Consider the following 26,409-nt stretch of genomic DNA (forward strand, 5'->3'; position numbering starts at 1 on the left):
GAGCAAAACGAGTTTTATATGACGAGCAACAACGAAAGCAAAGTAAAACGCAAAGGCACATTCAAGAGCGCCCCGCTGCCGGAAAAGGTCCTCGCCGCCGAGCCGCCTAAAGGCGACGAGCTGGTCAAGATCGCCGTAGCCGCCCTGGAAGACGTCAAGGCCCAGGACGTGCTGGTGATTGATGTTCGCGACAAGCAGAGCATCACTGACTACATGATCATCGCCACCGGTACCTCCAACCGCCAGATCGGCGCGATGCTGGACAAGGTTCGCGAGGCCGTCAAAGCCCTGGGCATCAAGCCGCTGGGTGAAGAAGGCAAGGGCGACAGCGACTGGGTGCTGCTGGACATGGACGACGTGATCGTTCACATGATGACCTCCAACGCCCGTCAGTTCTACGACCTGGAACGCCTGTGGAAAGGTGCCGAGCAGAGCCGTGCGGCCGATGGCAAGCACCACAGCCCTGAAGTTGGTCACGAGCACTTCAACAAGCTCAACAAAGACCAGGAATAAGGGACCGCTGTGCGACTGCGACTGATCGCCGTCGGTTCACGCATGCCCAAGTGGGTGGAAGAAGGCTGGCATGAATATGCCAAGCGTCTTCCGTCCGAGCTGGCGCTGGAACTGGTGGAAATACCGCTCAATACCCGTGGCAAGAACGCCGACGTGGCCCGCTTCATCCGTCAGGAAGGCGAAGCCATGCTGGCCAAGGTCGGGCCGAACGAGCGCGTTGTCACCCTCGAAGTCCACGGCAAGCCCTGGAGCACCGAGCAACTGGCGGTCGAGCTCGATCGCTGGCGGCTGGACTCGCGCACCGTCAACTTCATGGTCGGCGGCCCCGAAGGGCTGGCGCCGGAAGTCTGTGCCCGGGCCGACCAACGCTGGTCGTTGTCGCCGCTGACCTTGCCGCACCCGCTGGTGCGGATTCTGATCGGCGAACAGTTGTACCGTGCCTGGACCGTGCTGTCCGGTCACCCTTACCACAAGTAGTTCTGCGCCCTCATGACCCAGCCGATCCGCATCAAGGACCACGAAAAAGACGCCCGTCTGGTGCGTGGCCGCGTCGTGTTCGGGGCCATTGCAGTGGTGGCGCTGATTGGCGTGCTGATTGCGCGCCTGTATTTCCTGCAGGTGATCCAGTACGAGTACCACTCGACCCTGTCGGAAAACAACCGCGTCCATGTGCAGCCGATTCCGCCAACCCGTGGCTTGATTTTCGATCGCAATGGCGTGGTGATCGCCGATAACCGGCCCAGCTTCAGCCTGAGCATGACCCGCGAGCGGTCCGGCGACTGGCAGCAGGTGCTCGACGTGATCGTCGAAGTACTGGAACTGACGCCCGAGGACCGGGTGGTCTTCGAGAAGCGCATGCGCCAGGGACGTAGGCCGTTCGAGCCGGTGCCGATCCTGTTCGAGCTGACCGAAGAGCAGATCGCGCGGATCGCGGTGAACCAGTTCCGCCTGCCCGGGGTAGAAGTGGTCGCGCAATTGGTTCGCCACTATCCCCAGGGCGCGCACTTCGCGCACTCCGTGGGTTACATGGGGCGGATCAACGAGAAAGAGCTCAAGACGCTGGACCCGGTCAGCTACAGCGGCACCCATCAGATCGGCAAAACCGGCATCGAGCGTTTCTACGAGCCGGAACTGCACGGTCAGGTGGGTTACGAGGAAGTCGAGACCAATGCTCGGGGCCGCGTATTGCGTGTGCTCAAACGTACCGAACCGGTTTCCGGCAAGGATATCGTCCTGAGTCTGGACATCAAATTGCAGGAAGCCGCCGAAGCCGCGCTCGGCGGTCGTCGTGGTGCGGTGGTGGCCCTGAACCCGAAAACCGGCGAGGTGCTGGCAATGGTCAGCCAGCCGAGCTTCGATCCGAACCTGTTCGTCACCGGCATCAGCTCCAAAGCCTATTCCGAGCTGCGCGATTCCATCGACCGGCCGCTGTTCAACCGCGTACTGCGCGGTCTGTACCCGCCGGGCTCGACCATCAAGCCTGCGGTGGCGATTGCTGGCCTGGACTCCGGCGTGGTGACGGCGTCGACCCGTGTGTTCGACCCCGGTTACTACATGCTGCCCAACTACGACCACAAGTACCGCAACTGGAACCGTACCGGTGACGGCTTTGTCGATCTCGACACGGCGATCATGCGTTCCAATGACACCTACTTCTACGACCTGGCCCACAAGCTTGGAATCGATCGGTTGTCGTCGTACCTGAGCAAGTTCGGCATCGGACAGAAGGTGTCTCTGGACATGTTCGAAGAATCGCCGGGTCTGATGCCGACCCGCGAATGGAAGCGAGCGACCCGCCGCCAGGCGTGGTTCCCGGGGGAAACGCTGATCCTCGGGATCGGCCAGGGCTACATGCAGTCGACTCCGCTGCAACTGGCCCAGGCCACGGCGCTGGTCGCCAACAAAGGCATCTGGAACCGTCCGCACCTGGCCAAGACCATCGAAGGCGAGAAACCGGTGGATGAGAACCCGATGCCGGACATCATCCTGCGCGACCCTTCTGACTGGACCAAGGTCAACCACGGCATGCAGCAGGTCATGCACGGCGCCCGCGGTACGGCGCGCAAGGCTTCGATCGGCGCGCAATACCGGATCGCCGGCAAGAGTGGTACGGCCCAGGTGGTCGCGATCAAGCAGGGCGAGAAATACGACCGTTCCAAGGTTCAGGAGCGCCATCGAGACCACGCCTTGTTCGTTGGCTTCGCGCCGGCGGACGACCCGCAAATCGTGGTGTCGGTGATGGTCGAGAACGGTGAGTCCGGCTCCGGCGTCGCAGCTCCCGTGGTGCGTCAGGTGATGGACGCCTGGCTGCTGGACCAGGACGGCCGTCTCAAAGCCGAATACGCCAGCCCTACTAGCGCGGAGGCCACGGCCCGTGATGAATAATTTTGATCGCATGCTCTCCAGTGAGGATGTGATGCGTCGTCGCGCGACGCTGCTGCAACGCATGCACATCGATGGCGTGTTGCTGATTTTGCTGCTGACCCTGGCCGCCGGCAGTCTGTTCGTGCTGTATTCGGCCAGCGGCAAGAGCTGGGACCTGCTGGCCAAACAGGCCACTTCGTTCGGCATCGGCCTGGTGTCGATGATCGTCATCGCTCAGTTCGAGCCGCGCTTCATGGCCCGCTGGGTGCCGGTCGGCTATGTAATCGGCGTGCTCTTGCTGGTCGTGGTGGATGTCATGGGGCACAACGCCATGGGCGCCACGCGCTGGATCAATATTCCCGGCGTGATTCGCTTCCAGCCTTCGGAATTCATGAAGATCCTGATGCCGGCAACCATCGCCTGGTACCTGTCCAAGCGCACTTTGCCGCCGCAGCTCAAGCATGTCGGCATCAGTCTGATGCTGATCGGCATCCCGTTCATTCTCATCGTGCGGCAACCGGACCTCGGCACTTCGCTGCTGATCCTGGCCGGCGGCGCTTTCGTGCTGTTCATGGGGGGCTTGCGCTGGCGCTGGATCCTCAGCGTGCTGGCTGCCGCCGTGCCCGTGGCGGTTGCCATGTGGTTCTTCATCATGCACGACTACCAGAAGCAGCGAATCCTGACATTCCTCGACCCGGAGAGCGATCCGCTCGGTACGGGCTGGAACATCATCCAGTCCAAGGCCGCCATCGGCTCCGGTGGTGTGTTCGGCAAGGGTTGGTTGCTGGGCACCCAGTCGCACCTGGACTTCCTGCCGGAAAGCCATACCGACTTCATCATTGCGGTATTGGGTGAAGAGTTCGGCCTGGTAGGGATCTGCGCGCTGCTGCTGATCTACCTGCTATTGATCGGGCGTGGCCTGGTGATTACCGCCCAGGCGCAGACATTGTTCGGCAAGTTGCTCGCGGGCAGCCTGACCATGACGTTTTTTGTTTATGTTTTCGTCAACATCGGTATGGTCAGTGGCCTGTTGCCGGTGGTGGGGGTGCCGTTGCCGTTCATTAGCTACGGAGGAACTTCGCTGGTGACGCTGCTGTCAGCGTTTGGGGTTTTGATGTCGATCCATACCCATCGCAAGTGGATCGCGCAGGTTTGAATAAGGTGAAATTTTCAATGCAAGTAATGCGTGGCTGGGCGACTCGATTTGCGCCATGGGTCGGCCTGGTAAGCATCCTTGGCAGCGTGCAGGAAGCGTTGGCCGGCGACTACGAAGGCTCACCCCAGGTGGCCGAATTCGTCGGTGAAATGACCCGTGACTACGGTTTCGCCGGCGAACAATTGATGGGCGTGTTCCGCGAAGCCGAGCGCAAGCAGTCGATTCTGGACGCCATTTCGAAACCCGCCGAACGGGTCAAGCAGTGGAGCGAGTATCGCCCGATGTTCATCACCGACGCGCGCATAGCCCGTGGGGTGGACTTCTGGCGTCAGCACGAAGCGGTGCTGGCCCGTGCCGAGCAGGAATACGGCGTGCCGGCCCAGGTGATTGTCTCGATCATCGGCGTTGAAACCTTTTTCGGCCGCAATACCGGAAATTTCCGGGTGATCGATGCCTTGTCGACGTTGGGTTTCGACTATCCTCCCCGTGCCGAGTTTTTCCGCAAGGAATTGCGTGAGTTCCTGCTGCTGGCCCGCGAAGAGCAGGTCGATCCGTTGACGCTCAAAGGCTCCTACGCTGGCGCAATGGGCTTGCCGCAATTTATGCCGAGTAGTTTCCGCGCCTACGCGGTGGATTTCGACGGTGATGGCCATATCAACATCTGGACCAACCCGGACGATGCCATTGGCAGTGTCGCCAGTTACTTCAAGCGTCATGGCTGGGTCGCCGGCGAACCGGTGGTCAGCCGCGCCGATGTCCGTGGCGATCAGGTTGACGAAGGTTTGACCGCAGGCATCGAACCGACGAAAACCGTCGGGGAGTTGCGAGCCCTGGGGTGGTCAAGTCATGATGCGCTGCGCGATGATATGCCGGTTACTGCTTTCCGCCTGGAAGGCGACAATGGCCCCGAGTACTGGATGGGCCTGAAGAATTTTTACGCGATCACGCGATATAACCGCAGCGTGATGTACGCCATGGCCGTACATCAACTGTCTGAACAGCTGGTCCAAGCACGGGGCGTCAAGTAATGCGGGCATTGCCTATCAATAAACCCCTGAAGCTGATGGCATGCGCCGCGCTGGCAGTGCTGGTCGCCAGTTGTTCGACCAGCCGTGCGCCGGCCCAGAAGCCCACCACCACCGTGCGCACGACGCCGGGGCTGGACATCAACCGCGCCCACAAGGATGGCGCGCCATGGTGGGACGTCGATGTTTCGCGTATCCCGGACGCCACGCCGACCCTGCACACCGGCCCGTACAAGGCCAACCCATACACCGTGCTGGGGAAGACTTACTTCCCGTTGCAGGAATCCAAGACCTACGTGCAGTCGGGTACGGCGTCCTGGTACGGCACCAAGTTCCACGGTCAGAACACCGCCAACGGCGAAGTGTATGACCTGTACGGCATGAGTGCCGCGCACAAGACATTGCCACTGCCGAGTTACGTCCGGGTGACCAACCTGGACAACAACAAGAGCGTGATCCTGCGAGTCAACGACCGCGGTCCGTTCTACTCGGACCGGATCATCGACTTGTCCTACGCTGCCGCGAAGAAACTCGGTTACGCCGAAACCGGCACGGCGCGGGTCAAGGTCGAAGGCATTGATCCACAGGCGTATTGGGCGGCCAAAGGCCGTCCGGCACCATTAATGCTCAACGAACCGAAAGTCGCGCAGAATAGCGCCCCGGTGATCACGGCTTCGGCCGGCACCGTCGAGCAATGGACACCTCCGCCGCAGCAACACGCCGCTGCGGTAGTGCCGGTTCAGCTCGATGCAAAAAAAAACGCTTCTGTACCAGCCTCTGGCCAGTATCTGCAGGTGGGCGCGTTCGCCAACCCGGACGCTGCAGAGCTCCTGAGATCCAAGCTCAGCGGGATGGTGAGCGCTCCGGTGTTCATCAGCTCGATCGTGCGCAATCAGCAGACCCTGCATCGGGTTCGCCTGGGGCCGATCGGTTCTCCGGGTGAAATTGCCCAGGTGCAGAACAGTGTGCGCCTGGCCAACCTTGGTTCGCCAAGTGTGGTCACGGAATAAGCAACACGTAGAACTTGATTGACGATTCACCAGCGATTGGGGGGTGAATCAGGTTGTTGGCTCGTTGAAGAACAAAAGCCCGGCAAGGGTTACAGAGTGAGCAACTGAACACGCGATGACTCGTTAGAAAGTCATCTGATTAGTTTTGCCCTTGGGCAGTTTCCATTAGCGATTTCGAGAGACGGATGAACATCACCACCTTTGCCAAACGCCTGTTCCTGTTAGTCCCGCTGCTCCTCTCACCTGCCGCTTTCGCGGCCGAGATGATGCCGTCGCCACCACAATTGGCCGCCAAGGCCTACGTGCTCATGGATGCCAGCAGCGGCAACGTGCTGGTCGAGAACAACGGTGACCAGCGTCTGCCACCGGCCAGCCTGACCAAGCTGATGACCGCGTACATTGCGACCCTGGAAATCCGTCGTGGCCAGATCGGTGAAAACGACCCGGTGACCGTCAGCGAGAACGCCTGGCGCACCGGTGGTTCGCGGATGTTCATCAAGGTGGGTTCGCAAGTCACCGTCAGCGACCTGCTGCACGGCATCATCATCCAGTCGGGCAACGACGCCAGCGTCGCGCTCTCCGAGCACATCGCCGGCAGCGAAGACGCCTTCGCCGACCTGATGAACAAGACCGTGGCCGATCTGGGCATGACCAATACCCACTTCATGAACCCGACCGGTCTGCCGAACCCTGAGCACTATTCGTCGGCTCACGACATGGCTGTGCTGGCCCGTGCGATCATCCACGAAGACCCGGCTCACTACGCGATCTACTCGCAGAAAGAGTTCTTCTGGAACGGCATCAAGCAACCCAACCGTAACCTGCTGCTGTGGCGCGACAAGACTGTCGATGGCCTGAAGACCGGCCACACCGACGAAGCCGGCTACTGCATGGTGTCCTCGGCCGTACGTGATGGCATGCGCCTGATCGCCGTGGTGTTCGGCACCAACAGCGAAGTGGCCCGTGCCGCCGAAACCCAGAAGCTGCTGACCTACGGTTTCCGTTTCTTCGAAACCCAGACTTTCTACCAGAAGGGTACCGAACTGGCTCAGGCTCCGGTCTGGAAAGGCGCCACCAACCAGGTCAAGGCCGGTCTGGCTGAAGACCTGACCATGACCCTGCCAAAAGGCCAGCTGAAAAAGCTTGCCGCCAGCATGACCATGAACCCTCAACTGGTTGCGCCAATCGCCAAGGGTGACGTGATTGGTAAAGTCGAAGTCAAACTGGAAGACAAGGTGGTGCACAGCGCCGACCTGATCGCTCTGGATGGCGTCGAAGAGGGTGGTATCTTCCGTCGCATGTGGGATAGCATCCGTCTATTCTTCTACGGCTTGTTCAACTGATAGTGTGCTCCTGCAGGGCCCCGTGCTGATCCGGCGCGGGGCTTTGCCGTCGCCACGGCTTACGCTTACGAGGCCGTTACGCCATGACCGATACCGAAGTAAAGGCGCCAAAGATCGAATTCCCTGCCACTGATTATCCAGTCAAGGTGATCAGCGACACGGGTGTGGGCAACAAGGACAGAATCATCGACATCGTCAGCAAGCACGCCAAGATCAACGACGAGCGTATTGACGAGCGCCAGAGCAGCAATGGCAAATACACCACCATTCAGTTGCACATCGTCGCGACCGACCAGGACCAGCTGTACAACATCAACAGCGAACTGCGCGCCACCGGTTTCGTGCACATGGTGTTGTGATGTCCGGCACGCTGGGCTTTCGCGAGCTCGGCCAGATGGCTTACGAGCCGGTCTGGCATGCCATGCAACGCTTCACCAACGAACGCGGCACCGATGTTGCCGACGAGGTCTGGCTGGTGGAGCACCCGGCGGTGTTCACCCAGGGCCAGGCCGGCAAGGCCGAACACCTGCTGCTTCCCGGTGACATTCCGGTGGTGCAGGTCGACCGTGGGGGGCAGGTGACCTACCACGGCCCTGGCCAGTTGGTGGCTTATCTGCTGCTGGACGTACGCAGGCTCGGGTTTGGCGTGCGCGATCTGGTCAGCCGGATGGAGCAATGCCTGATCGAGCTGCTGGCCAGTTACGGTGTCACCGCCGCGGCCAAGCCCGATGCACCGGGTGTCTACGTCGATGGGGCGAAAATCGCCTCCCTGGGTCTGCGGATCCGCCACGGCTGTTCCTTTCATGGCCTGGCCTTGAACGTGGACATGAACCTGGAACCGTTTCGACGGATTAATCCCTGCGGCTACGCCGGGCTGGCGATGACCCAGCTGAGCGATCACGCAGGATCGATTGAATTTGCCGAGGTAAGTGCCCGGCTGCGCGCGCAGCTCGTCAAACACCTCGACTATGCTGAGCAGACGACCCTCACGGGCGGAATCGACTGATATGACTACTGATGCAGTGCAAACCATGATCCCGACGCTCGATGTCACCGAGCGCCCGGCCCCGCGTCCCAAGGTTGAAGCCGGCGTCAAGCTGCGCGGCGCCGAAAAGGTTGCACGCATCCCGGTGAAGATCATTCCGACCACCGAACTGCCGAAGAAGCCGGACTGGATTCGTGTGCGCATCCCGGTTTCGCCGGAAGTCGACCGCATCAAGGCCCTGCTGCGCAAACACAAGCTGCACAGCGTGTGCGAAGAAGCGTCCTGCCCGAACCTGGGCGAGTGCTTCTCGGGCGGCACCGCGACCTTCATGATCATGGGTGACATCTGCACCCGTCGTTGCCCGTTCTGCGACGTCGGCCACGGCCGTCCGAAGCCACTGGACGTCAACGAACCGGAAAGCCTGGCCATCGCCATCGCCGACCTGCGCCTGAAGTACGTGGTGATCACCTCGGTGGACCGCGACGACCTGCGCGACGGTGGCGCCCAGCACTTTGCCGACTGCATCCGCGAAATCCGCAAGCTGTCGCCGAACGTGCAGCTCGAAACCCTGGTTCCGGACTACCGTGGCCGCATGGACATCGCCCTGGAAATCACTGCCGCCGAGCCGCCGGATGTGTTCAACCACAACCTGGAAACCGTGCCGCGCCTGTACAAGGCTGCGCGTCCGGGTTCGGACTACCAGTGGTCGCTGACCCTGCTGCAACGCTTCAAGCAGATGATGCCGCACATTCCGACCAAGTCCGGGCTGATGCTGGGCCTGGGCGAGACCGACGAAGAAGTCATCGAAGTCATGAAGCGCATGCGCGAACACGACATCGACATGCTGACCCTGGGCCAGTACCTGCAACCGTCCCGCAGTCACTTGCCGGTGCAACGCTTCGTGCACCCGGACACCTTCGCCTGGTTCGCCGAGGAAGGCTACAAGATGGGCTTCAAGAACGTTGCCTCGGGTCCGTTGGTACGCTCCTCGTATCACGCCGACGAGCAGGCCAAGCTGGTCAAGGCCGAGCTGATGTCGTCCTGATCTACGCACGGAAATGAAAAACGCCCGCACGGTGTTCAGCCTTGCGGGCGTTTTTTTGCCTGGCCTACGGCGCTGGCTGCTTTTTCCCGCAACCTGCGGGGCAACTGGCCCTCTTCAGTTTGTCCCCGTTCCTGACTACTGTGTGCTGACGAGTTCACGCAGGGAGATTCACGAATGACCGCTCGACCGACCCACACCCTTTGCCCCCATGCTCCCGTCCCGGCACTGCCGTCGGAAGGCATGATCGGTGTTATCGCACCCGCCGGTCCCGCGACGCTGGATACCGATAAGGCGGTGCAATGGATGTGTGCCCGAGGTTACTCACTGAAAGTGTTTCCCGGGGTCTACGAGAAAGACGGCTACCTGGCCGGCAGCGACGACGTGCGGCTCAATGACTTGCACGCTGCGTTCGCGGATCGTGAAGTCGATGCCATCATCTGTCTGCGCGGAGGTTACGGCACGCCCCGGTTGCTTGATCGCATCGATTTCCAATTGCTACGCGACCATGCCAAGCCGTTCATCGGCTACAGCGACATCACTGCCCTGCATTTGGCGATCAGTCGTTATGCCGGCTTCGTGACATTTCATGGTCCATTGCTCAATGCCGACCTGCTGGGTGGCAAGCAAATACCAACGGAGTCTTCCTTTTTCAACATGCTGCGCGGGCAGGTGAGGGCGGGCTCGGTGCTGGCGCATCCGGTGGCCTACCCGCTGACCACGATCGAGTCGGGCGTCGCCCATGGGCGCTTGCTCGGAGGCAATCTGGCCATGATCGCCGCGACCATGGGCACGCCTTACGAGATTGATGCCGAGGGCGTCATTCTGTTAATCGAGGACATCAACGAGCCGTTGTATCGCATCGACCGGTTACTGACCCAACTGCGGCTGGCGGGCACGTTGCACAAGCTGCGCGGCGTGTTGGTCGGGGATGTGGCGGGGGTAGAGGTGGCCGCGCTGGACAGGTTGCTCAAGCAGACCTTCGCGCCATTGAAGATTCCGGTGTTGTCCGGGTGGCGAAGCGGGCATTGCGATCCGAATCTGACGCTGCCCATGGGGGCGTTGGTCAGGCTGGATGCGGGGAATCAGGAATTGATGTTGGAGCAGGATGTGGTGATTAGATCGTAGAGATCTGCCGACTGAGGGTCAGTCTTCGCGAGCAAGCCCGCTCCCACATTTGATCTGTGAGCGCCACAACATCAATGTGGGAGCGGGCTTGCTCGCGAAAGCGGTTTCAGCCATACAGCTAACTAGCGGCTACGCAACCCTTCCAGCAACTTGTGCGTCGGATACCCATCCGCTGGCCAGCCAAACGACTGCTGGGCGCTGCGGATCGCCTTGCGGGTGTTCGCGCCAATAATCCCGTCGGCGGTGCCGGCGTCGTAGTTTTGCGCGCTCAACAGGTTTTGCAGCTCGATCCGCTCGGTACGGCTCAGTGGCAGGTCATCCTTTGGCCACGTGCCACTGATCAAGCCCGCACCATTGAAGCGTTCGGACAACAGGCTCACGCCCAGGGCGTAGGACGACGAGTTGTTGTACTTGAGGATCGCCCGAAAGTTATCGAGCACCAGGAACGCCGGGCCACGGTAACCGGCCGGCAGCAGTAGGGCAGCTGACAATTGCTCGGAGCCGGCCGGGACCTGGCCACCGTTGGGCAGGGTAATGCCCAATTGCCGCCATTCAGCGACGCTCTTGCGAATCGTGCCGTCGGCCAGCAGGTAGTTGAACCCGCTCGGCAGCTGGACTTCAAAACCCCATGGCTGGCCTCTCTGCCAGCCAGAACTCTGCAGGTAGTGCGCGGTAGACGCCAGGGCGTCGGCCGAGCTGCTCCAGATATCGCGACGCCCGTCACCATCGAAGTCCACGGCATGGGTGTTGTAGGTGGTCGGGATGAACTGGGTCTGGCCCATGGCGCCGGCCCAGGATCCCAGCATCTTCTCGGGCTCGATATCGCCTTGTTGCAGGATTTGCAGGGCGGCAATCAATTGCGCGTGGGCGAAACCTGGGCGACGGCCTTCGTAGGCCAGGGTCGCCAGCGAGTTGATTACCGACTTGTTGCCCTGGAACTGGCCAAAGTTGCTTTCCATGCCCCACACGGCCACCAAGGCCTGACGATCAACGCCGTAACGCTGCTCGATGCTTTGCAGGGTGTCCGCGTACTGGTTGATCAACGACTGGCCTTTACGTACCCGCAGCGGCGACAAGGCGCCATCGAGGTATTCCCACACCGGCTTTGCGAATTCCGGTTGGCTGCGGTCGGCACTAATCACACTGGGGTCGAAGCTGACATTGGCGAAAGCGCGATCAAACAGATCGGCGCGGATACCCGCGGCCAGGGCATCCTTGCGGAAACCTGCCTGCCATTCGGCGAATGTCTGGGTTGGCTGGATGTCGAGGTTCTCACCCGTCGGAACCACAGGCGGAACAACCGCCGGGGCGGTGGCGACAGGAAGCGTCTGAAGCGGCTGAGCGTCGGCTGCGGTCGGTTTTTCCGCACAGGCGACAAGCAAAACAAGGCTGGAGGCAGCGATCAATTGGCGTAGGTGCCAACGACGGGGAAGACAAAAGGGCATGCACGGGTCCAGGGAGTACGAATCAGGTACAGACCTTAACATGTTGAAGGGGTGTTCTGCTTTACGCCGCCAGAAAGTAAGAAGCCTTCCAGTTGTCAGACTGGAAGGCTTCGCGGCGGTAACTGCCTTTGCCCTTGGCTGGACGTTCCTGGCGGCTGCGGAACAATGGCTGGGCGATGATGGACTTGGCCTTGTTGGGGCCATGCTTCGATGGCTTTTTGCTCATGATCGGGTCTCACGGGTAGGTGGGGGTTGCGGGGGAAATAATCTGCCGAAGTCGGGGTTCTGTCTATAGGGCAGAGGGCGGTGGGTTTTGTGGGAAGAAAGATCAAAAGATCGCAGCCTGCGGCAGCTCCTACAGGGGATTGCGTTCATCTGAAGGCTGCGATCTTTTGATTTATTCGGCGGGCAACGACAATCTCTGGCCGGCCATCAACAACGTCAACCGGCTCAAGCTCATCCACGGCGAACCCGCCGCCTGGCCCTTGATCTGCGCGTCGATGCGTTGCGCTTCCAGCAGCAGTTGCGCCCAGCGTTGTGCCGAGTAGCGTTGCAGGGCTTTGCTCATCAACGGTTTACGTTTGTCCCAGACCGGAGGTTTGGCCTGGCTGAAGGCCTTGTCCAGCGGCGTTCCCTGGCTGTATTGCAGGGAAATATTGGCCAGCAGGCGCAGCTCCCGGGCCAGGGCCCAGAGAATCACCGGCGGCTCGACGCCTTCGCCGCGCAAGCCTTCGAGCATACGCAACGCGTGGGCCGCTTCACCATTGAGCACCCCATCGGTCAGGCCAAAGACGTCGAAGCGCGCACTGTCGGCCACCGCTGCCTGCACGGTTTCAACGGTGATCTGACCCCCTTCGGCCATCAGTTTGAGCTTTTCGATTTCCTGAGCGGCGGCCAGCAGGTTGCCCTCGACCCGTGCTGCGATCAGCTCAACAGCGTCCTGGCTGGCGGATAGCCCGGCCTGGGACAGGCGTTGGCGGATCCAGCTGGGCAACTGGGCGACATCGACTGGCCAGATCTGCACGAACTGGGTCTGCTGTCCTTCGACCAGCGCTTTGCCCCACTTGGTTTTCTGTGCGCTGCCATCGAGTTTCGGCAAGCTGATCAGCAGCACGGTGTCGTCGGCCGGGCGCGAGCAATACTCGATAAGCGCGGCAGCCCCTTTGTCGCCGGGCTTGCCGGAAGGCAGGCGCAGCTCCAGCAGGCGCTTTTCGGCGAACAACGACATGCTGGCACCGGCTTGCAGCAAGGTCCCCCAGTCGAAATTGGCGTCGGCGGCAAACACCTGGCGTTCATCGAATCCTTGCTGACGGGCAGCCGTACGGATGGCGTCGGCCGCTTCCTGACACAGCAGCGGATCATCGCCGCTGATGATGTAGACGGGCGCAAGGGCGCCTTGCAGGTGTTTGGCGAGTTGGGCGGGGGCGAGCTTCATAAGAGAGGGCGAACGGGGCGCCTGAGCGCCCCGTAAGTCTTACTGCTGCGGCAGTTCGACAGGCGACTGGCGCGGGGTTTCCGCTTCAGCCTTTTTTGCCGCTTCCAGTGCCGCGGCGTCAGCCTTGGCCTTGGCTTCGGCAGTTTGCTGCAATTTGTCCAGTTGGTCCGGGCTCAGTTGTTCCAGACGCAGCATCATGCGTTGAACCAGTTCCCGGCGGCCTTCTGCACGGGCTGTTTGGGCTTCCTGGTCGGACCCCACCAGGTTGCTGCCGTCGTGCATAAAGACTTTCTGCACTTCAAGCTTGTCGCTCAACAATGGCAGATCACCGCGACCACGGATGTCGTAGCTCAGCACGGTGGTGATCTGGTACTCGCCGGTACTGCTGGCGCCTGCGTAGCTGAGGATGCGCTGGCTTTCCTGCTCATTGGTCAGCACCAGTTTGTACGGTGCGCCGGTATAGACTTTGACGCCGCTACCTTCCAGTACCCGACGCAACTGGGTCACGGTTTCGCCATAAGCGTTACGGGCGCTCAGGTCGAGTTCCTTGATCGCCAGTTGGTTGGTGCCGGTGCCGCGCAGCTGGAAACCGCAGGCGCTCAGCAGAACCGCGAGGCCCATCACCAGCAAATTGCGTTTGATCATGTTGTTGCTCCCCTTGAAACCATGTGGGCCGATCAAGCGGCCCGAAAGGTTTTACTCGGCGCCAGGCTCACCTGGCGCCTGATCCAATTAGCTGGCGACGATATTGACCAGTTTCCCGGGCACTACGATCACTTTACGAATGGTCAGACCGTCGACGAAGCGCAGGACGTTTTCGTTGGCACGAGCGGCGGCTTCGACTTCTTCACGGCTGGCACTGGCCGGCATTTCGATGTGACCACGCAGCTTGCCGTTGACCTGAATCACCAGTTGCAGGCTGTCCTGTACCAAAGCGCTGTCATCCACCACCGGCCAGCCAGCGTCGATCACAGGGTCAGCGTGGCCCAGTCGATGCCACAGCTCGTGGCTGATGTGCGGCGTGATCGGTGCGAGCAGCAGAGTCACGGTTTCCAGGCCTTCCTGAACCAGCGCGCGATCCTGTTCGGTGCCTTGTGCGGCCTTCTCCAGCACGTTCATCAGCGTCATCACCTGGGCGATGGCGGTGTTGAATTTGTGGTTCTGGCCGACGTCCTGGCTGGCCTGCTTGATGGCCAGGTGGATCGAGCGACGAACGGCTTTCTGCTCGTCATTCAGGTTGGCGACGTCGAGTTTGCCCGGCAGGCCCTGAGTGACGTGTGCTTGAGCCAGACGCCAGACGCGCTTGAGGAATCGGTGCGAGCCCTCTACGCCGGAGTCGGACCATTCCGCGCTCATGTCAGGTGGCGAGGCGAACATCATGAACAGGCGGCAGGTGTCTGCACCGAACTGGTCAATCATCGACTGTGGGTCGACGCCGTTGTTCTTCGACTTGGCCATCTTCTCGGTGCCGCCGATTTCCACCGGCAGGCCGTCAGCTTTCAATTTGGCGCTGATGACCTTGGCCTTGCTGTCACGCTCGAGCTCGACGTCCGCCGGGTTGAACCAGGTGTAGGCGCCATTGGCTTCGCGGCGATAGTAAGTCTCGGCGATCACCATGCCCTGGGTCAGCAGGTTCTTGAACGGCTCGTTGGAGCTCACCAGGCCTTCGTCGCGCATCAGCTTGTGGAAGAAGCGCGCGTACAGCAGGTGAAGAATCGCGTGTTCGATACCGCCGATGTACTGGTCAACCGGCAGCCAGTGGTCGGCCGCCGATTTTTCCACCAGGCCGCCCTCAAAGTGTGGCGAGGCGTAGCGGGCGTAGTACCACGAGGACTCGACGAAGGTGTCCATGGTGTCGGTTTCACGCTTGGCAGGTGCGCCGCATTTAGGGCAGGTGCACTCGTAGAACTCGGGCATGCGCGCCAGTGGCGAACCGGCGCCATCCGGCACCACGTCTTCCGGCAGCACGACCGGCAGTTGATCTTCCGGTACCGGCACGTCACCGCAGGTGGTGCAGTGGATGATCGGGATCGGGCAGCCCCAGTAGCGCTGACGGCTGATGCCCCAGTCGCGCAGGCGGAACTGGGTACGCGAGGCGCCCAGTTCTTTCTTGATCAGCGCGACTTCGATGGCGTCGAAGGCGCCCGCGAAGTCGAGGCCATCGAACTCGCCGGAATTGATCAGGGTGCCGTGCTCGCCGTAGGCGTCTTGCCATGGTGCGGGGTTGGTCTCACCGGAACTGGTGCGCACGACCGATTTGACCGGCAGGTTGTATTTGTGGGCGAATTCGAAATCGCGCTCGTCGTGGGCCGGAACCGCCATCACCGCGCCGTCGCCGTAATGCATCAGCACATAGTTGGCGACCCATACCGGCAGCTTTTCGCCGGTCAATGGGTGCTCGACGAAGAGGCCGGTCGGAAGGCCTTTTTTCTCCTGGGTGGCGACGTCGGCTTCAGCCACGCTGCCGCCCTTGCATTCAGCGATGAACGCTTGCAGCTCGGGATTGTTCTGTGCGGCCAGGGTGGCCAAGTGGTGCTCTGCGGCCACGGCGACGTAAGTCGCGCCCATCAGGGTGTCCGGACGGGTGGTGAAGACTTTCAGTGCACCGGCTTCGCCGATGGAGTCGACGTTGTACGGGAACTGCACTTCCATACCGCGGGATTTACCGATCCAGTTGCGCTGCATGGTCTTGACCTGTTCAGGCCAGCCAGTCAGTTCGTCGAGGCTCTCCAGCAGTTCATCCGCGTAGGCGGTGATCTTGAAGTAGTACATCGGGATTTCGCGCTTCTCGATCAGCGCGCCCGAACGCCAGCCGCGACCGTCGATCACCTGTTCGTTGGCCAGGACGGTCTGGTCGACCGGGTCCCAGTTCACGGTGCCGCTTTTCTTGTAGATCACACCTTTTTCGAACAGGCGAGTGAACAGCCATTGTTCCCAGCGGTAGTAATCGGGCTTGCAGGTGGTCACTTCGCGCGACCAGTCCACCGCCAGGCCCAGGCTGCGCAGCTGGCTTTTCATGTAGGCGATGTTTTCGTAGGTCCACTTGGCGGGCGCCACGTTGTTCTTCATCGCGGCGTTTTCCGCCGGCATGCCGAAGGCGTCCCAACCCATCGGTTGCAGAACATTCTTGCCCTGCATGCGCTGGTAGCGGGAGATCACGTCGCCGATGGTGTAGTTGCGCACGTGCCCCATGTGTAGCTTGCCGCTGGGGTAAGGGAACATCGACAGGCAGTAGTAAGTCTCCTTGCCTGGCTGTTCACTGACTTCAAAGGACTTTTGCTCGTCCCAGAACGACTGGGCGGCGGCTTCGATTTCACGGGGCTGATATTGTTCGTGCATGGCTACTTTTGAACTGAATAGGGGTGGCCTAATCCTCTTCAATGCAACGCTGGACGTTGAAGCCGCCTCATTGGCGTTTTCGGAGTCCAGCCGAGCTGGAAGTGGAGTTACAGGAAGCGCCGTAGCATACATGACCGCGCTCTACCGAGGGAAACCCTGATTGCTGCCGCACGTCCTGCGAAAACCGCTGCGAGGGCCGTTGGTCGCGGCGTTCAGCCGGTTTGTTCATGGAAGCTAAGCTCTAACTGGGGAGTAGGTCATATCTTCCAATGAGGTGAGGGATGGTTGAGTCACAGCAAAAAGCTACAAAACCGGAGCTATACGAAAGGCTGATCGATCGTTTGGCCTTGGCCCTGGAAGCGGCAAGGACCGCTGGCCGGTTGCGCGACGAACGCCCTCTGGAGCTGGAACTGCGCGGCCTGAGTGCCGCAGAGTTTGCACTGGTCAAGGCGTATCTGGATCGCAGTGAACGTGAGACGCACGGATGCTTGTCAGAAGCGGTAAAGCAGCTCGACGCACCACGTTCAGCCAAAATCATCTGGCTCAAGGACAAGGTTCCCGGCAGAGACGCGGTAAAGGTCCGGTCTTTGCAGTTCAAATAGAACACGGTGCCATGCTCCTTGAATTTTTGAAGCATATTCCTTCCATATTGATTGTCGCATTGCGCCAACCCACTTAGGCTTCGGGCATCTCCAGGAGATGCTCGATGCCGTTCCGTTATTTCGTAAAACAACTTCTATTGCCACCCGGCATTCTATTGCTGCTGCTTTTGCTCGCCTGGTGGTTGCGCCGCTCAAGGCCGAGGCTTGCCGGTGCGTGCTTTGCTCTGGGCCTGGGTGGTTTCTGGCTGATGAGCCTGCCGGTGGTCGTGCAGTGGAGTGCCGGCCTGCTCGAGCGGGAGCCGCCGCTTGCCCGCAGTGAATGGGCAGTCCTGGGGCAGCGTGCGGATGCGATTGTGGTCCTCGGTTCGGGGCGTGAGCGCGGTGACGTGGCCTGGGGCGCCGACCAGCCCACGGGCGTCGGTCTGGAGCGCCAGCGCTTTGCCGCGCGGCTGGCCAAGGCTTCCGGATTACCGGTACTGACCAGCGGCGGCCTGCATTACGGCACACCGCCCAGCGAGGCGCAGATGATGGCTGACGCCTTGCGTGACGATTTTGGCTTGAGCGTGCGCTGGCAGGAAGGGCGCAGCCGCACGACCTGGGAAAATGCGCAGTTCAGCGCCGAGGTGTTGCTTCCCCAGGGCATCAAGCGTGTGGTGCTCGTGACTCAGGCCTGGCATATGCCACGGGCGGCCTGGAGTTTTCGCAAGGCCGGTTTTGAGGTGGTGCCAGCGCCGGTAGGGTTTCTAGGCGGCGATAACGCGCGGCCGCTGGGCGGCTGGATGCCGGAGTTCAAGGCGATCTGGCAGAACGGACAGTTGATGAACGAGGCGGTGGGGCAGGTCGGTTATTCGTTGTTTTACCGATGAAGATCAAAAGATCGCAGCCTGCGGCAGCTCCTACAGGGGAATACATTCCAAATGTAGGAGCTGCCGCAGGCTGCGATCTTTTCTAGACAGTCTTGGCCATCCGGCTGGCAATCAGCGCCCAGCCAAACAACAACACGCAGACTATGAGTAATGGCCATGAACGCCATTCCAGGTACGGCGTCAGGTTGTGCATCGGCACCACTTCGCCATACAGGATGCCGCGTTCGAACTGCGGGATCTGATCGGTAATCTGACCGAACGGGTTGATCAGGCCGGACACGCCGTTGTTGGTGGCGCGGATCATCCAGCGGCCGGCTTCCAGCGCGCGCATCTGTGCCATCTGCAGGTGTTGCAGAGGGCCGATGGAGGTGCCGAACCAAGTGTCGTTGCTGATGGTCAGCAACAGGTCGCTGCGGGCGGCGAGGCTGGCGGCGAACTCCGGATAAACCACTTCATAGCAGATGAACGGCGCGATCTGATAACCCTTGGCTTGCAGTAGCGGTTGGTCAGAGGGGCCGCGAGCGAAGTCCGACATTGGCAGGTCGAAGAAGGCGATCAGTCCGCGCAGGATGTCCTGCAAGGGGACATATTCACCAAAGGGCACCAGTTTTTGCTTCAGGTAAGTGCCGTCGCCTTCACCGGTCACGGTGATGCCATTGAAGAAACGCTTCTCGTGGCGTACCTCCATGCGGACCGGGACGCCGGTAATCAATGCCGATTTACGTTCGGCCGCGAAGTTGCCCATCATGTTCAGGTAGCCCTCGGCGGACTCCTTGAGCACCGGGATCGCCGTTTCCGGCCAGATGAGCAAATCGACGCGTTTGGAGCTGAAGCTCATGTCGCGGTACTGCGCCAACTGTGCGTTGAGCTGCGCCGGATCCCACTTCATGCTTTGTTCGATGTTGCCCTGAATGGCGGCGACGCTCAGTGGCGGGCCCGAAGGGCTGGTCCAGGCGTGGTGCTTGAGCGCCATGCCGACCAGCCATGGGCCGACCAGCAGCAATACACCGGCAGCGATGAAGCCCTTGCGTCCCGTGCGAACCAGGCGCAAGCCGTTGTAGATCAACGCGGCCGTCAGTGCCAGGGTAAAGGAAATCAGCCACATCCCGCCGAGGGGTGCGAGCCCGGCCAGCGGGCCATCGAGCTGGCTGTAACCGGAATACAGCCACGGGAAACCGGTCAGGAACCAGCCGCGGAAGGCTTCCTGGGCGACCCACAGCGCAGCGAAGGCCAGGGCGTCGGCCAGCGGCGCCTCATTGCGGCGCAGCCAGCGCGCCCAAATCCAGGCGGGCAGGGCAAAGAACCAGGCAATCGCCGCCGTGAAAAGCAGCATCAGGAACCCGGCCAGCAACACCGAAGCGCCGCCGAAGTGGTGAATGCTGTAGTAGATCCAGCTGGTGCCGGCACCGAACAGGCCGAAACCGAAACACCAGCCGCGACCCAAGGCTTGACGTGGGCTCAGTTCGCGCAGGCCGGCATAGAACAGGCCGACGGCGAGCAGTGCCAGTGGCCAGATATCGAACGGCGCCAGGGCCAGGGTGGTGATTGCACCGGCCGCCACGGCCAGCAGGTTACCGGGCCAGCCGGGGCGGGTTGTCCAGCGCATTTCAATCCTTAGCGAGCAATGGGCGTCAGGCGAAGCAAGTGAATCCGACGGCTGTCGGCGTTCAGGATGCGGAAGCGGTATGGGCCGATTTCAGTGATTTCGTTGCGTTTTGGCAGGTGCCCGAACGCACTCATCACCAGTCCGCCAACGGTGTCGAATTCATCGTCGGAGAACTCGCTGTCGAAAAACTCGTTGAAGTTCTCGATCGGCGTCAGGGCCTTGATCAGGAAATCACCGCTTGGCAGCGGCTTGATGTAGCTGTCTTCTTCGACGTCGTGTTCGTCTTCGATGTCGCCGACGATTTGCTCCAGCACGTCTTCGATGGTGACCAGGCCTGCCACGCCACCGTACTCGTCGATGACGATGGCCATGTGGTTGTGGTTGGCGCGAAACTCGCGCAGAAGCACGTTAAGGCGCTTGGATTCCGGCACGAAGGTGGCTGGACGCAGCAGATCCTTGATGTTGAAGCTGTCGCCGTTCTCCTTGAGGATCAACGGCAGCAAGTCCTTGGCCAGCAGCACGCCCATCACGTCATCGTGGCTTTCGCCGATGACCGGGTAGCGCGAGTGGGCCGAGTCGACCACGGCAGGCAGGAACTCGCGGGGTGTCTGGTTCGCCTTGATGCTGACCATTTGCGAGCGCGGGACCATGATGTCCCGCACCTGCAAGTCAGCCACCTGGATGGCGCCTTCGACGATGGCCAGCGCTTCGCTGTCCAACAGTTTGTTCTGGTGTGCATCGCGCAGCAGCTCCAAAAGCTCCTGGCGGTTTTTCGGCTCGTGGGCAAAAGCCTGGGTGAGCTTACCCAGCCATGACTTCTGCCCGTTGCTCGATCGATCTTCGCTCATAGCGATTACTCTGAATCCTTTGTTGTTTCTGTGGGGGATAAATCGGTTTCGTCGTCCGCGTACGGATCGGGAAAGCCCAATTCTGCAAGCAACGTTCGTTCCAGTGCTTCCATCTCCTCGGCTTCGTCGTCATCAATATGGTCGTAACCAAGCAGATGCAAGCAGCCGTGAATCACCAGGTGTGCCCAATGGGCCTTGAGTTGCTTGCCTTGTTCGGCGGCTTCACGCTCGACCACCGCTACGCAGATCACCAGATCGCCCAGCAGCGGAATGTCGAGGAACTCATCCGGCACATCGGCCGGGAATGACAAGACGTTAGTTGCGTAATCCTTTTGCCGCCAGGTGTGGTTCAGCTCGCGTCCTTCGGCTTCGTCGACCAGGCGAATGGTCATTTCCGAGTCGGCGCTGCGCTGGCGCAAAGCCAGTTCGCACCACTGGCGGAACTCGGCTTCGCTGGGGGCAGGGGCTTGGGTAGCGATTTGCAGGTCAAGCTCAAGCATCGCGGCGGCTATCCTTGGCGGCTGCATCATCGGCCGCACGGGTTTCGAAGCGCTCGTAGGCTTCAACGATGCGCTGTACCAGCGGATGGCGCACGACGTCCTTGGGCTGGAAATGGGTGAAGCTGATCCCCGGCACTTCCTTGAGCACTTCAATCACATGGTGCAGGCCGGACTTGGTGCCGCGTGGCAGGTCGACCTGGGTGATGTCCCCGGTGATGACGGCGGTGGAGCCGAAGCCGATCCGGGTCAGGAACATCTTCATTTGCTCGACCGTGGTGTTCTGGCTTTCGTCAAGAATGATGAAGCTGTTGTTCAGCGTGCGGCCGCGCATGTAAGCCAGTGGCGCGACTTCGATCACCTGGCGCTCGATCAGCTTGGCGACGTATTCGAAGCCGAGCATTTCGTAGAGTGCGTCGTAGAGCGGGCGCAGGTACGGGTCGATTTTCTGCGACAGGTCGCCGGGCAGGAAGCCGAGTTTTTCACCCGCTTCGACCGCCGGGCGCACCAGCAGGATACGGCGAATCTGCTCGCGCTCCAGTGCATCCACCGCGCAGGCAACGGCCAGATAGGTCTTGCCGGTACCGGCTGGACCGATGCCGAAGTTGATGTCGTTACCGAGGATTTCCTTCACATAGCGCAGCTGATTCAAGCCGCGGGGGCGAATCATGCCTTTCTTGGTGCGCAGCGCCACGGACGGTTCGGCGGGGGAGTGGTTGTCCAGCTGTTCCACGGCAGATTCCTGCAGGAACAGGTGCACCATGTCCGGCGACAGCTCGGTACCCTTGGTTTCCCGGTACAGGCGGCGCAGGAGGTTTTCCGCGGAGGTGGTGTGTTTGGGCTCGCCGATCAGCTCGAACTGGTTGCCGCGATTGCGGATCTCGATGGTCAGGCGTTGTTCGATCAAGCGCAAATGCTCGTCGAATTGCCCGCACAGATTGGCGAAGCGGCGAGCTTCAAAAGGCTCGAGGATGAAACGATGTGGTTCTATGGGTGCGTTCAAGGTCGTATTTAGCCGCCCTGGGGCAATTGAGATGAAATCAAGGATAACGCCAGTGGCGCGGGTGCGAAAGCTCTTAAATGAGGCAACCCGATTCCCGCCTCTGGCGCTGTACCTGTGGGAGCGGGCTTGCTCGCGAAGACGGAGTGTCAGTCGACATTATTGGTGCTGACAGACCGCCTTCGCGAGCAAGCCCGCTCCCACAGGGATATTCGGTGTTACTGGATCAGCGAACCCCGCAGTGAGTGAGGCTGCGCGGCATCGATGTGCACGTCCGTGAACTGGCCGATCAGGGTCGGATTGTCGCAGCGGAAGTTGACGATACGGTTATTCTCGGTCCGGCCTTGCAGCTCGCCCGGGTCTTTTTTCGAGTAATCGGTCACCAGGATCCGCTGGATCGAACCGACCATTTGTCGGCTGATCTCGAAACCTTGCTGGTTCAGGCGATGTTGCAGGGCATTCAGACGCTCTTTTTTCAGTTCTTCCGGCGTGTCATCGGCCAGGTCGGCGGCCGGAGTTCCCGGGCGTTGGCTATAGACGAACGAGTAGGAAAAGTCGAAACCGACGTCGGCAATCAGCTTCATGGTTTGCTCGAAGTCTTTCTCGGTCTCGCCCGGGAAACCGACGATGAAGTCCGAGCTGATGCAGATGCCCGGCACGGCGGCGCGCAGCTTGCGCAGTTTGGATTTGTATTCCAGCGCGGTGTGGTTGCGCTTCATCGCGGCGAGGATACGGTCCGAGCCCGACTGCACTGGCAAGTGCAGGTGCTTGACCAGTTCCGGCACATCGGCGTGGGCCTGGATCAGGCTGTCGGAGAACTCCAGTGGATGCGACGTGGTGTAGCGGATGCGGTCGATGCCATCGACGGCGGCAACCACGCGGATCAGCTCGGCCAGATCCGCCAGGCGCCCGTCATGGGTGAGGCCGCGATAACCGTTGACGTTCTGCCCCAGCAGTGTCACTTCGCGCACGCCGTTTTCGGCCAGGTGAATGATCTCGGCAATCACGTCGTCGAACGGCCGGCTGACTTCTTCGCCGCGGGTGTAGGGCACCACGCAGAACGTGCAGTACTTGCTGCAGCCTTCCATCACCGACACGTAAGCGCTCGGGCCGTCGATGCGCGGCTCGGGCAAATGGTCGAACTTTTCGATTTCCGGGAACGAGACGTCGACTTGCGGCAGTCTGGTGATGCGCGCAGCGTCGATCATTTCCGGCAGGCGGTGCAGGGTTTGCGGGCCGAACACCACGTCGACGTACGGTGCGCGATCGCGGATGGCCGCGCCTTCCTGGCTGGCCACGCAACCGCCGACGGCGATCACCATGTCCGGGTTGGCCAGCTTCAGTTCGCGCCAGCGCCCGAGCTGGGAGTAGACGCGGTCCTGCGCCCGTTCGCGGATCGAGCAGGTGTTGAGCAGGATGACGTCGGCGTCTTCAGCGCGCGCGGTGACTTCCAGGGCCTGGTGTTCGCCCAGCAGATCGACCATGCGCGAGCTGTCGTACTCGTTCATCTGGCAACCGTGGGTTTCGATGTAAAGCTTCTTGGCCATGGATAGAGTCATCACGTGATTCAAAGAACCGCGCATTATAGGGAACATGAACCCAGGTTCCTACCGCTGCGCGTCCGGCGGCTATGCTATAGTTTGCGCCCTCTTTTTTATCCCTCGATGTGTTACCCGCCCACCATGACCAAACGTGAAGCTCCAATCTACAAGGTGATTTTCCTCAATCAGGGCCAGGTGTTCGAAATGTACGCCAAGCAGATCTATCAAAGTGATCTGTGGGGCTTTCTGGAAGTGGAAGAGTTCGTCTTTGGCGAGCGCACGCAAGTGGTCGTCGATCCGAGCGAAGAAAAGCTCAAGGCTCAGTTCGAAGGCGTGGTGCGCAGTTTTGTGCCGATGCATTCTATTGTGCGTATCGACGAGGTCGAGCGTCTGGGGACACCGAAAATCAGCGAAGCCCGCGGCGCGGTCGGCAATGTCATGCCGTTTCCGATGCCGATGCCTGAGAAGTAAGCCTCAAGATCGAGTCGCCCCTATCGCGAGCAAGCTCGCTCCCACATTTGACCGTATTTCCATGAGAAAACTCGGTTAACTGTGGGAGCGAGCTTGCTCGCGATGGGGCCAGTCAGATCACGCAAAAATCAGGGAAGCGGCGCAAAAGGCGTACGCCCATCGGCACTCTGCAATTCCATCAAATATTTACGGAAGATTTGCCCGAGCACCTGGGTAGCAACCTCCAGTTCTTCGCGGGGCATTTTTTCGGTGACTTCATCAGCGGTGTCCAGTGCATCTTCGGCACCGTTGACGGCCGCCATCTTCAGCAGGATATACGCCTGAACGTTATTGGCCGGTACGCCTTCGCCGTGGAAGAACATGGTACCGAGCTTGAATTGCGCCTGTGCGTGGCCTTGCAGCGAGGCCTTTTCGAAATAGCTCAGGGCTTGATTGAGATCGCGCGGTGCGTTTTTGCCTTCGTAGTAGAACTCACCCAACTCGTATTGCGCTTGCGCATCCCCTTCATCCGACGCTTTCTGGCAGGCGGCGATCGCCTGTTCCAGGTCTTGCGGCTGGGTATTGAGGGTGCAGCGACCCATCGCTGGGATCAACAACGAGTTGCCGCCTGCTTGTGCGTGCGCGAGCAGGGGCTGAAGAAGCAACAGGCAGCCCAGTGCAAGGGTGCGGCCGGTGCGGTTCATGGGAATCGACTTACCTCTGAAGGGCGCGCGGACCCATCGAGGGATCCAATAAGCGCGCATTATGAAATAAGCAGGGCCAACCTTACAAAGTCTTTACTCGTTTTTCTGCTGCGCGGGAAATATATCTCCCGTTTTGCGGAGGATTTTTGCTGAAAGTGTAGGAATGAAGGCGGGCGTGTAGGTAAAAGCTGACGCTGGCAATGGCCAACGTCAGCGCTACAGAGTTATTTCAAGGCTGCGAAGGCACGCTCGGCGGCGTCCAGGGTCAGTTTCAGTTCGGCTTCGCCGTGGGCGATCGAAGTGAAACCGGCTTCGAAGGCACTCGGTGCCAGGTACACGCCACCTTCGAGCATCAGGTGGAAGAAGCGGCCGAACAGGGCTGCGTCACTGGCCATCACGTCATCGAAAGTGACGATGTCGTCGGCGCCGCTGAAGTACAGGCCGAACATGCCGCCGGCTTGTGTGGTCACGAACGGAATGCCCGCCGCATCGGCGCGCTGTTGCAGGCCGTCGAGCAGGCGAGTGGTGTAGTCGGTCAGCTCGGCGTGGAAGCCCGGACGGCTGATCAGGCGCAGGGTGGTCAGGCCGGCGGCCATCGCCAGCGGGTTACCGGACAGCGTACCGGCCTGGTAGACCGGGCCCAGCGGGGCGATGCGCTGCATGATTTCACGCTTGCCACCGAAGCAGCCGACCGGCATGCCGCCACCGATGATCTTGCCGAAGGTAGTCAGGTCCGGCGTCACGCCGTAGTACGCCTGGGCACCGCCGAGGGCGACGCGGAAACCGGTCATCACTTCGTCGAAAATCAGTACCACACCGTACTTGTCGCACAGGGTCCGCAGGCCTTCGAGGAAACCCGGTGCCGGCGGCACGCAGTTCATGTTGCCGGCCACTGGCTCGACGATGATGCAGGCCACGTCCTGGCCGACTTCGGCGAGCATGGCTTCAACGGCGTCGATGTCGTTGAACGGCAGGGTCAGGGTATGTTTGGCGAACGCTGCCGGTACGCCGGCCGAACTCGGTACGCCCTGGGTCAGTGCGCCCGAGCCGGCCTTGACCAGCAGGCTGTCGGAGTGACCGTGGTAGCAGCCTTCGAACTTGATGATGCTGTCGCGGCCAGTGAAGCCTCGGGCCAGGCGAATGGCGCTCATGGTCGCTTCGGTGCCGGAGCTGACCATGCGCACCATTTCCATCGACGGCACGAGAGAGCAGACCAGGTCGGCCATCTGCGTTTCCATCTCGGTCGGCGCGCCGTAGGACAGGCCGTGCTCCAGCTGCTTGCGCACCGCGTCCAGCACATCCGGGTGGCTGTGGCCGAGGATCATCGGGCCCCACGAACCGACGTAATCCACATAGCGCTTGTTGTCTTCGTCGGTGACGTAGGCGCCTTCGGCGTGCTTGAAGAACAACGGCGTGCCGCCGACGCTCTTGAACGCGCGAACCGGAGAGTTCACGCCACCGGGAATGTGTTTCTGGGCATTGGCAAACAGCGTTTCGGAACGAGACATGA

26 protein-coding genes are annotated in these 26,409 nt (G+C 60.8%); 14 read left to right on the forward strand and 12 right to left on the reverse strand.

Going from position 1 to position 26,409, the window contains the following annotated elements:
- The first annotated feature begins 18 nt into the window (after positions 1-18).
- The 11 genes from rsfS (at position 19) to KW841_RS25770 (ending at position 10,566) form a co-directional block, all read left to right on the forward strand.
- Positions 19-513 carry a ribosome silencing factor gene (rsfS, locus tag KW841_RS25720; RefSeq protein ID WP_007975896.1) on the forward strand — a complete coding sequence of 165 codons (495 nt, stop codon included), beginning with the start codon at positions 19-21 and terminating at the stop codon, positions 511-513.
- Positions 514-522: 9 nt separating this feature from the next.
- The gene (rlmH, locus tag KW841_RS25725) at positions 523-990 is read left to right on the forward strand and encodes a 23S rRNA (pseudouridine(1915)-N(3))-methyltransferase RlmH (protein ID WP_007937439.1); all 468 of its coding nucleotides are present in this window, start codon (positions 523-525) and stop codon (positions 988-990) included.
- A 12-nt stretch (positions 991-1,002) separates the two neighbouring features.
- The gene (gene mrdA / locus KW841_RS25730; protein WP_007975894.1) at positions 1,003-2,898 is read left to right on the forward strand and encodes a penicillin-binding protein 2; all 1,896 of its coding nucleotides are present in this window, start codon (positions 1,003-1,005) and stop codon (positions 2,896-2,898) included.
- 31 nt (positions 2,899-2,929) lie between these two features.
- A complete protein-coding gene (gene rodA / locus KW841_RS25735) occupies positions 2,930-4,033 on the forward strand; it encodes a rod shape-determining protein RodA (protein WP_050549215.1) in 1,104 nt (367 codons plus the stop codon).
- A 17-nt stretch (positions 4,034-4,050) separates the two neighbouring features.
- Positions 4,051-5,061 (forward strand): lytic murein transglycosylase B, encoded by a 1,011-nt coding sequence (gene mltB / locus KW841_RS25740; RefSeq protein WP_104451328.1) that lies wholly within the window; start codon positions 4,051-4,053, stop codon positions 5,059-5,061.
- Positions 5,061-6,068 carry a septal ring lytic transglycosylase RlpA family protein gene (locus tag KW841_RS25745; RefSeq protein ID WP_218480241.1) on the forward strand — a complete coding sequence of 336 codons (1,008 nt, stop codon included), beginning with the start codon at positions 5,061-5,063 and terminating at the stop codon, positions 6,066-6,068. Before mltB ends, KW841_RS25745 begins: the two co-directional genes overlap by 1 nt.
- A 185-nt stretch (positions 6,069-6,253) precedes the next feature.
- Positions 6,254-7,411 (forward strand): D-alanyl-D-alanine carboxypeptidase family protein, encoded by a 1,158-nt coding sequence (locus KW841_RS25750; protein WP_007975884.1) that lies wholly within the window; start codon positions 6,254-6,256, stop codon positions 7,409-7,411.
- Between the two features lie 83 nt (positions 7,412-7,494).
- Complete coding sequence (locus tag KW841_RS25755; RefSeq protein WP_007975882.1) at positions 7,495-7,770, forward strand: DUF493 domain-containing protein; 276 nt, start codon at positions 7,495-7,497, stop codon at positions 7,768-7,770.
- Positions 7,770-8,417 carry a lipoyl(octanoyl) transferase LipB gene (gene lipB, locus KW841_RS25760; protein WP_007975880.1) on the forward strand — a complete coding sequence of 216 codons (648 nt, stop codon included), beginning with the start codon at positions 7,770-7,772 and terminating at the stop codon, positions 8,415-8,417. The genes KW841_RS25755 and lipB overlap by 1 nt, the downstream gene beginning before the upstream one ends.
- Positions 8,418-8,442: 25 nt before the next feature.
- Positions 8,443-9,441: a lipoyl synthase gene (gene lipA, locus KW841_RS25765; RefSeq protein WP_162130289.1), complete on the forward strand. Its 999-nt coding sequence runs from the start codon at positions 8,443-8,445 to the stop codon at positions 9,439-9,441.
- Positions 9,442-9,615: 174 nt separating this feature from the next.
- A complete protein-coding gene (locus KW841_RS25770) occupies positions 9,616-10,566 on the forward strand; it encodes an LD-carboxypeptidase (protein WP_218480242.1) in 951 nt (316 codons plus the stop codon).
- A 122-nt stretch (positions 10,567-10,688) separates the two neighbouring features.
- Here KW841_RS25770 and KW841_RS25775 read toward each other — a convergent pair whose 3' ends face one another.
- The 5 genes from KW841_RS25775 to leuS form a co-directional block, all read right to left on the reverse strand.
- Complete coding sequence (locus tag KW841_RS25775; protein ID WP_218480243.1) at positions 10,689-12,011, reverse strand: lytic murein transglycosylase; 1,323 nt, start codon at positions 12,009-12,011, stop codon at positions 10,689-10,691.
- A 61-nt stretch (positions 12,012-12,072) separates the two neighbouring features.
- Positions 12,073-12,237 carry an alternative ribosome rescue factor ArfA gene (gene arfA, locus KW841_RS25780; RefSeq protein ID WP_218480244.1) on the reverse strand — a complete coding sequence of 55 codons (165 nt, stop codon included), beginning with the start codon at positions 12,235-12,237 and terminating at the stop codon, positions 12,073-12,075.
- Positions 12,238-12,408: 171 nt separating this feature from the next.
- Positions 12,409-13,446: a DNA polymerase III subunit delta gene (gene holA, locus KW841_RS25785; protein WP_218480245.1), complete on the reverse strand. Its 1,038-nt coding sequence runs from the start codon at positions 13,444-13,446 to the stop codon at positions 12,409-12,411.
- A 39-nt stretch (positions 13,447-13,485) separates the two neighbouring features.
- A complete protein-coding gene (gene lptE / locus KW841_RS25790) occupies positions 13,486-14,091 on the reverse strand; it encodes an LPS assembly lipoprotein LptE (RefSeq protein WP_116581889.1) in 606 nt (201 codons plus the stop codon).
- Positions 14,092-14,178: 87 nt separating this feature from the next.
- Positions 14,179-16,785 carry a leucine--tRNA ligase gene (gene leuS, locus KW841_RS25795; RefSeq protein WP_218480246.1) on the reverse strand — a complete coding sequence of 869 codons (2,607 nt, stop codon included), beginning with the start codon at positions 16,783-16,785 and terminating at the stop codon, positions 14,179-14,181.
- A gap of 281 nt (positions 16,786-17,066) precedes the next feature.
- Between leuS and KW841_RS25800 the strand changes: the two genes are divergently transcribed.
- Complete coding sequence (locus KW841_RS25800; protein WP_007975866.1) at positions 17,067-17,387, forward strand: hypothetical protein; 321 nt, start codon at positions 17,067-17,069, stop codon at positions 17,385-17,387.
- A 104-nt stretch (positions 17,388-17,491) separates the two neighbouring features.
- Positions 17,492-18,253 carry a YdcF family protein gene (locus KW841_RS25805; protein WP_218480247.1) on the forward strand — a complete coding sequence of 254 codons (762 nt, stop codon included), beginning with the start codon at positions 17,492-17,494 and terminating at the stop codon, positions 18,251-18,253.
- A gap of 82 nt (positions 18,254-18,335) precedes the next feature.
- On the opposite strand, the gene lnt is transcribed toward KW841_RS25805, so the two are convergent.
- The 5 genes from lnt to miaB all read right to left on the reverse strand — a co-directional run bounded on the left by lnt (position 18,336) and on the right by miaB (position 23,751).
- Positions 18,336-19,859 (reverse strand): apolipoprotein N-acyltransferase, encoded by a 1,524-nt coding sequence (gene lnt, locus KW841_RS25810; RefSeq protein WP_218480248.1) that lies wholly within the window; start codon positions 19,857-19,859, stop codon positions 18,336-18,338.
- An 8-nt stretch (positions 19,860-19,867) separates the two neighbouring features.
- Positions 19,868-20,707, reverse strand: a complete 840-nt coding sequence (locus tag KW841_RS25815; RefSeq protein ID WP_007975860.1) for an HlyC/CorC family transporter — start codon at positions 20,705-20,707, stop codon at positions 19,868-19,870.
- 5 nt (positions 20,708-20,712) lie between these two features.
- A complete protein-coding gene (gene ybeY, locus KW841_RS25820) occupies positions 20,713-21,207 on the reverse strand; it encodes an rRNA maturation RNase YbeY (protein WP_015096963.1) in 495 nt (164 codons plus the stop codon).
- The gene (locus tag KW841_RS25825; protein WP_015096962.1) at positions 21,200-22,207 is read right to left on the reverse strand and encodes a PhoH family protein; all 1,008 of its coding nucleotides are present in this window, start codon (positions 22,205-22,207) and stop codon (positions 21,200-21,202) included. The genes ybeY and KW841_RS25825 overlap by 8 nt, the downstream gene beginning before the upstream one ends.
- A gap of 215 nt (positions 22,208-22,422) precedes the next feature.
- On the reverse strand, positions 22,423-23,751 hold the full coding sequence (gene miaB, locus KW841_RS25830; RefSeq protein WP_218480249.1) for a tRNA (N6-isopentenyl adenosine(37)-C2)-methylthiotransferase MiaB: 1,329 nt from the start codon (positions 23,749-23,751) through the stop codon (positions 22,423-22,425).
- Between the two features lie 135 nt (positions 23,752-23,886).
- Here miaB and KW841_RS25835 point away from each other — a divergent pair, with 135 nt between their 5' ends.
- On the forward strand, positions 23,887-24,216 hold the full coding sequence (locus KW841_RS25835) for a DUF1820 family protein (protein ID WP_003185742.1): 330 nt from the start codon (positions 23,887-23,889) through the stop codon (positions 24,214-24,216).
- Between the two features lie 128 nt (positions 24,217-24,344).
- On the opposite strand, the gene KW841_RS25840 is transcribed toward KW841_RS25835, so the two are convergent.
- Positions 24,345-24,899: a tetratricopeptide repeat protein gene (locus KW841_RS25840; protein ID WP_007975852.1), complete on the reverse strand. Its 555-nt coding sequence runs from the start codon at positions 24,897-24,899 to the stop codon at positions 24,345-24,347.
- 224 nt (positions 24,900-25,123) lie between these two features.
- Complete coding sequence (hemL, locus tag KW841_RS25845; RefSeq protein ID WP_218480250.1) at positions 25,124-26,407, reverse strand: glutamate-1-semialdehyde 2,1-aminomutase; 1,284 nt, start codon at positions 26,405-26,407, stop codon at positions 25,124-25,126.
- Positions 26,408-26,409: the final 2 nt, after the last annotated feature.

This window comes from Pseudomonas sp. PDM28 (genome assembly GCF_019219115.1).
GTDB classification, from domain to species: Bacteria; Pseudomonadota; Gammaproteobacteria; order Pseudomonadales; family Pseudomonadaceae; genus Aquipseudomonas; species Aquipseudomonas laurylsulfatiphila.

Coding starts and splice junctions, on each gene's coding strand:
- rodA (WP_050549215.1), top strand. CDS start 2,930: ATGCGTCGTCGCGCGACGCTGCTGCAACGCATGCACATCGATGGCGTG.
- KW841_RS25750 (WP_007975884.1), top strand. CDS start 6,254: ATGAACATCACCACCTTTGCCAAACGCCTGTTCCTGTTAGTCCCGCTG.
- KW841_RS25775 (WP_218480243.1), bottom strand. CDS start 12,011: ATGCCCTTTTGTCTTCCCCGTCGTTGGCACCTACGCCAATTGATCGCT.
- KW841_RS25755 (WP_007975882.1), top strand. CDS start 7,495: ATGACCGATACCGAAGTAAAGGCGCCAAAGATCGAATTCCCTGCCACT.
- holA (WP_218480245.1), bottom strand. CDS start 13,446: ATGAAGCTCGCCCCCGCCCAACTCGCCAAACACCTGCAAGGCGCCCTT.
- ybeY (WP_015096963.1), bottom strand. CDS start 21,207: ATGCTTGAGCTTGACCTGCAAATCGCTACCCAAGCCCCTGCCCCCAGC.
- KW841_RS25840 (WP_007975852.1), bottom strand. CDS start 24,899: ATGAACCGCACCGGCCGCACCCTTGCACTGGGCTGCCTGTTGCTTCTT.
- miaB (WP_218480249.1), bottom strand. CDS start 23,751: ATGGCCAAGAAGCTTTACATCGAAACCCACGGTTGCCAGATGAACGAG.
- lptE (WP_116581889.1), bottom strand. CDS start 14,091: ATGATCAAACGCAATTTGCTGGTGATGGGCCTCGCGGTTCTGCTGAGC.
- KW841_RS25745 (WP_218480241.1), top strand. CDS start 5,061: ATGCGGGCATTGCCTATCAATAAACCCCTGAAGCTGATGGCATGCGCC.
- lipB (WP_007975880.1), top strand. CDS start 7,770: ATGTCCGGCACGCTGGGCTTTCGCGAGCTCGGCCAGATGGCTTACGAG.
- KW841_RS25770 (WP_218480242.1), top strand. CDS start 9,616: ATGACCGCTCGACCGACCCACACCCTTTGCCCCCATGCTCCCGTCCCG.
- lnt (WP_218480248.1), bottom strand. CDS start 19,859: ATGCGCTGGACAACCCGCCCCGGCTGGCCCGGTAACCTGCTGGCCGTG.
- hemL (WP_218480250.1), bottom strand. CDS start 26,407: ATGTCTCGTTCCGAAACGCTGTTTGCCAATGCCCAGAAACACATTCCC.
- KW841_RS25835 (WP_003185742.1), top strand. CDS start 23,887: ATGACCAAACGTGAAGCTCCAATCTACAAGGTGATTTTCCTCAATCAG.
- KW841_RS25805 (WP_218480247.1), top strand. CDS start 17,492: ATGCCGTTCCGTTATTTCGTAAAACAACTTCTATTGCCACCCGGCATT.
- arfA (WP_218480244.1), bottom strand. CDS start 12,237: ATGAGCAAAAAGCCATCGAAGCATGGCCCCAACAAGGCCAAGTCCATC.
- mltB (WP_104451328.1), top strand. CDS start 4,051: ATGCAAGTAATGCGTGGCTGGGCGACTCGATTTGCGCCATGGGTCGGC.
- leuS (WP_218480246.1), bottom strand. CDS start 16,785: ATGCACGAACAATATCAGCCCCGTGAAATCGAAGCCGCCGCCCAGTCG.
- mrdA (WP_007975894.1), top strand. CDS start 1,003: ATGACCCAGCCGATCCGCATCAAGGACCACGAAAAAGACGCCCGTCTG.
- lipA (WP_162130289.1), top strand. CDS start 8,443: ATGATCCCGACGCTCGATGTCACCGAGCGCCCGGCCCCGCGTCCCAAG.
- rsfS (WP_007975896.1), top strand. CDS start 19: ATGACGAGCAACAACGAAAGCAAAGTAAAACGCAAAGGCACATTCAAG.
- KW841_RS25800 (WP_007975866.1), top strand. CDS start 17,067: ATGGTTGAGTCACAGCAAAAAGCTACAAAACCGGAGCTATACGAAAGG.
- KW841_RS25815 (WP_007975860.1), bottom strand. CDS start 20,707: ATGAGCGAAGATCGATCGAGCAACGGGCAGAAGTCATGGCTGGGTAAG.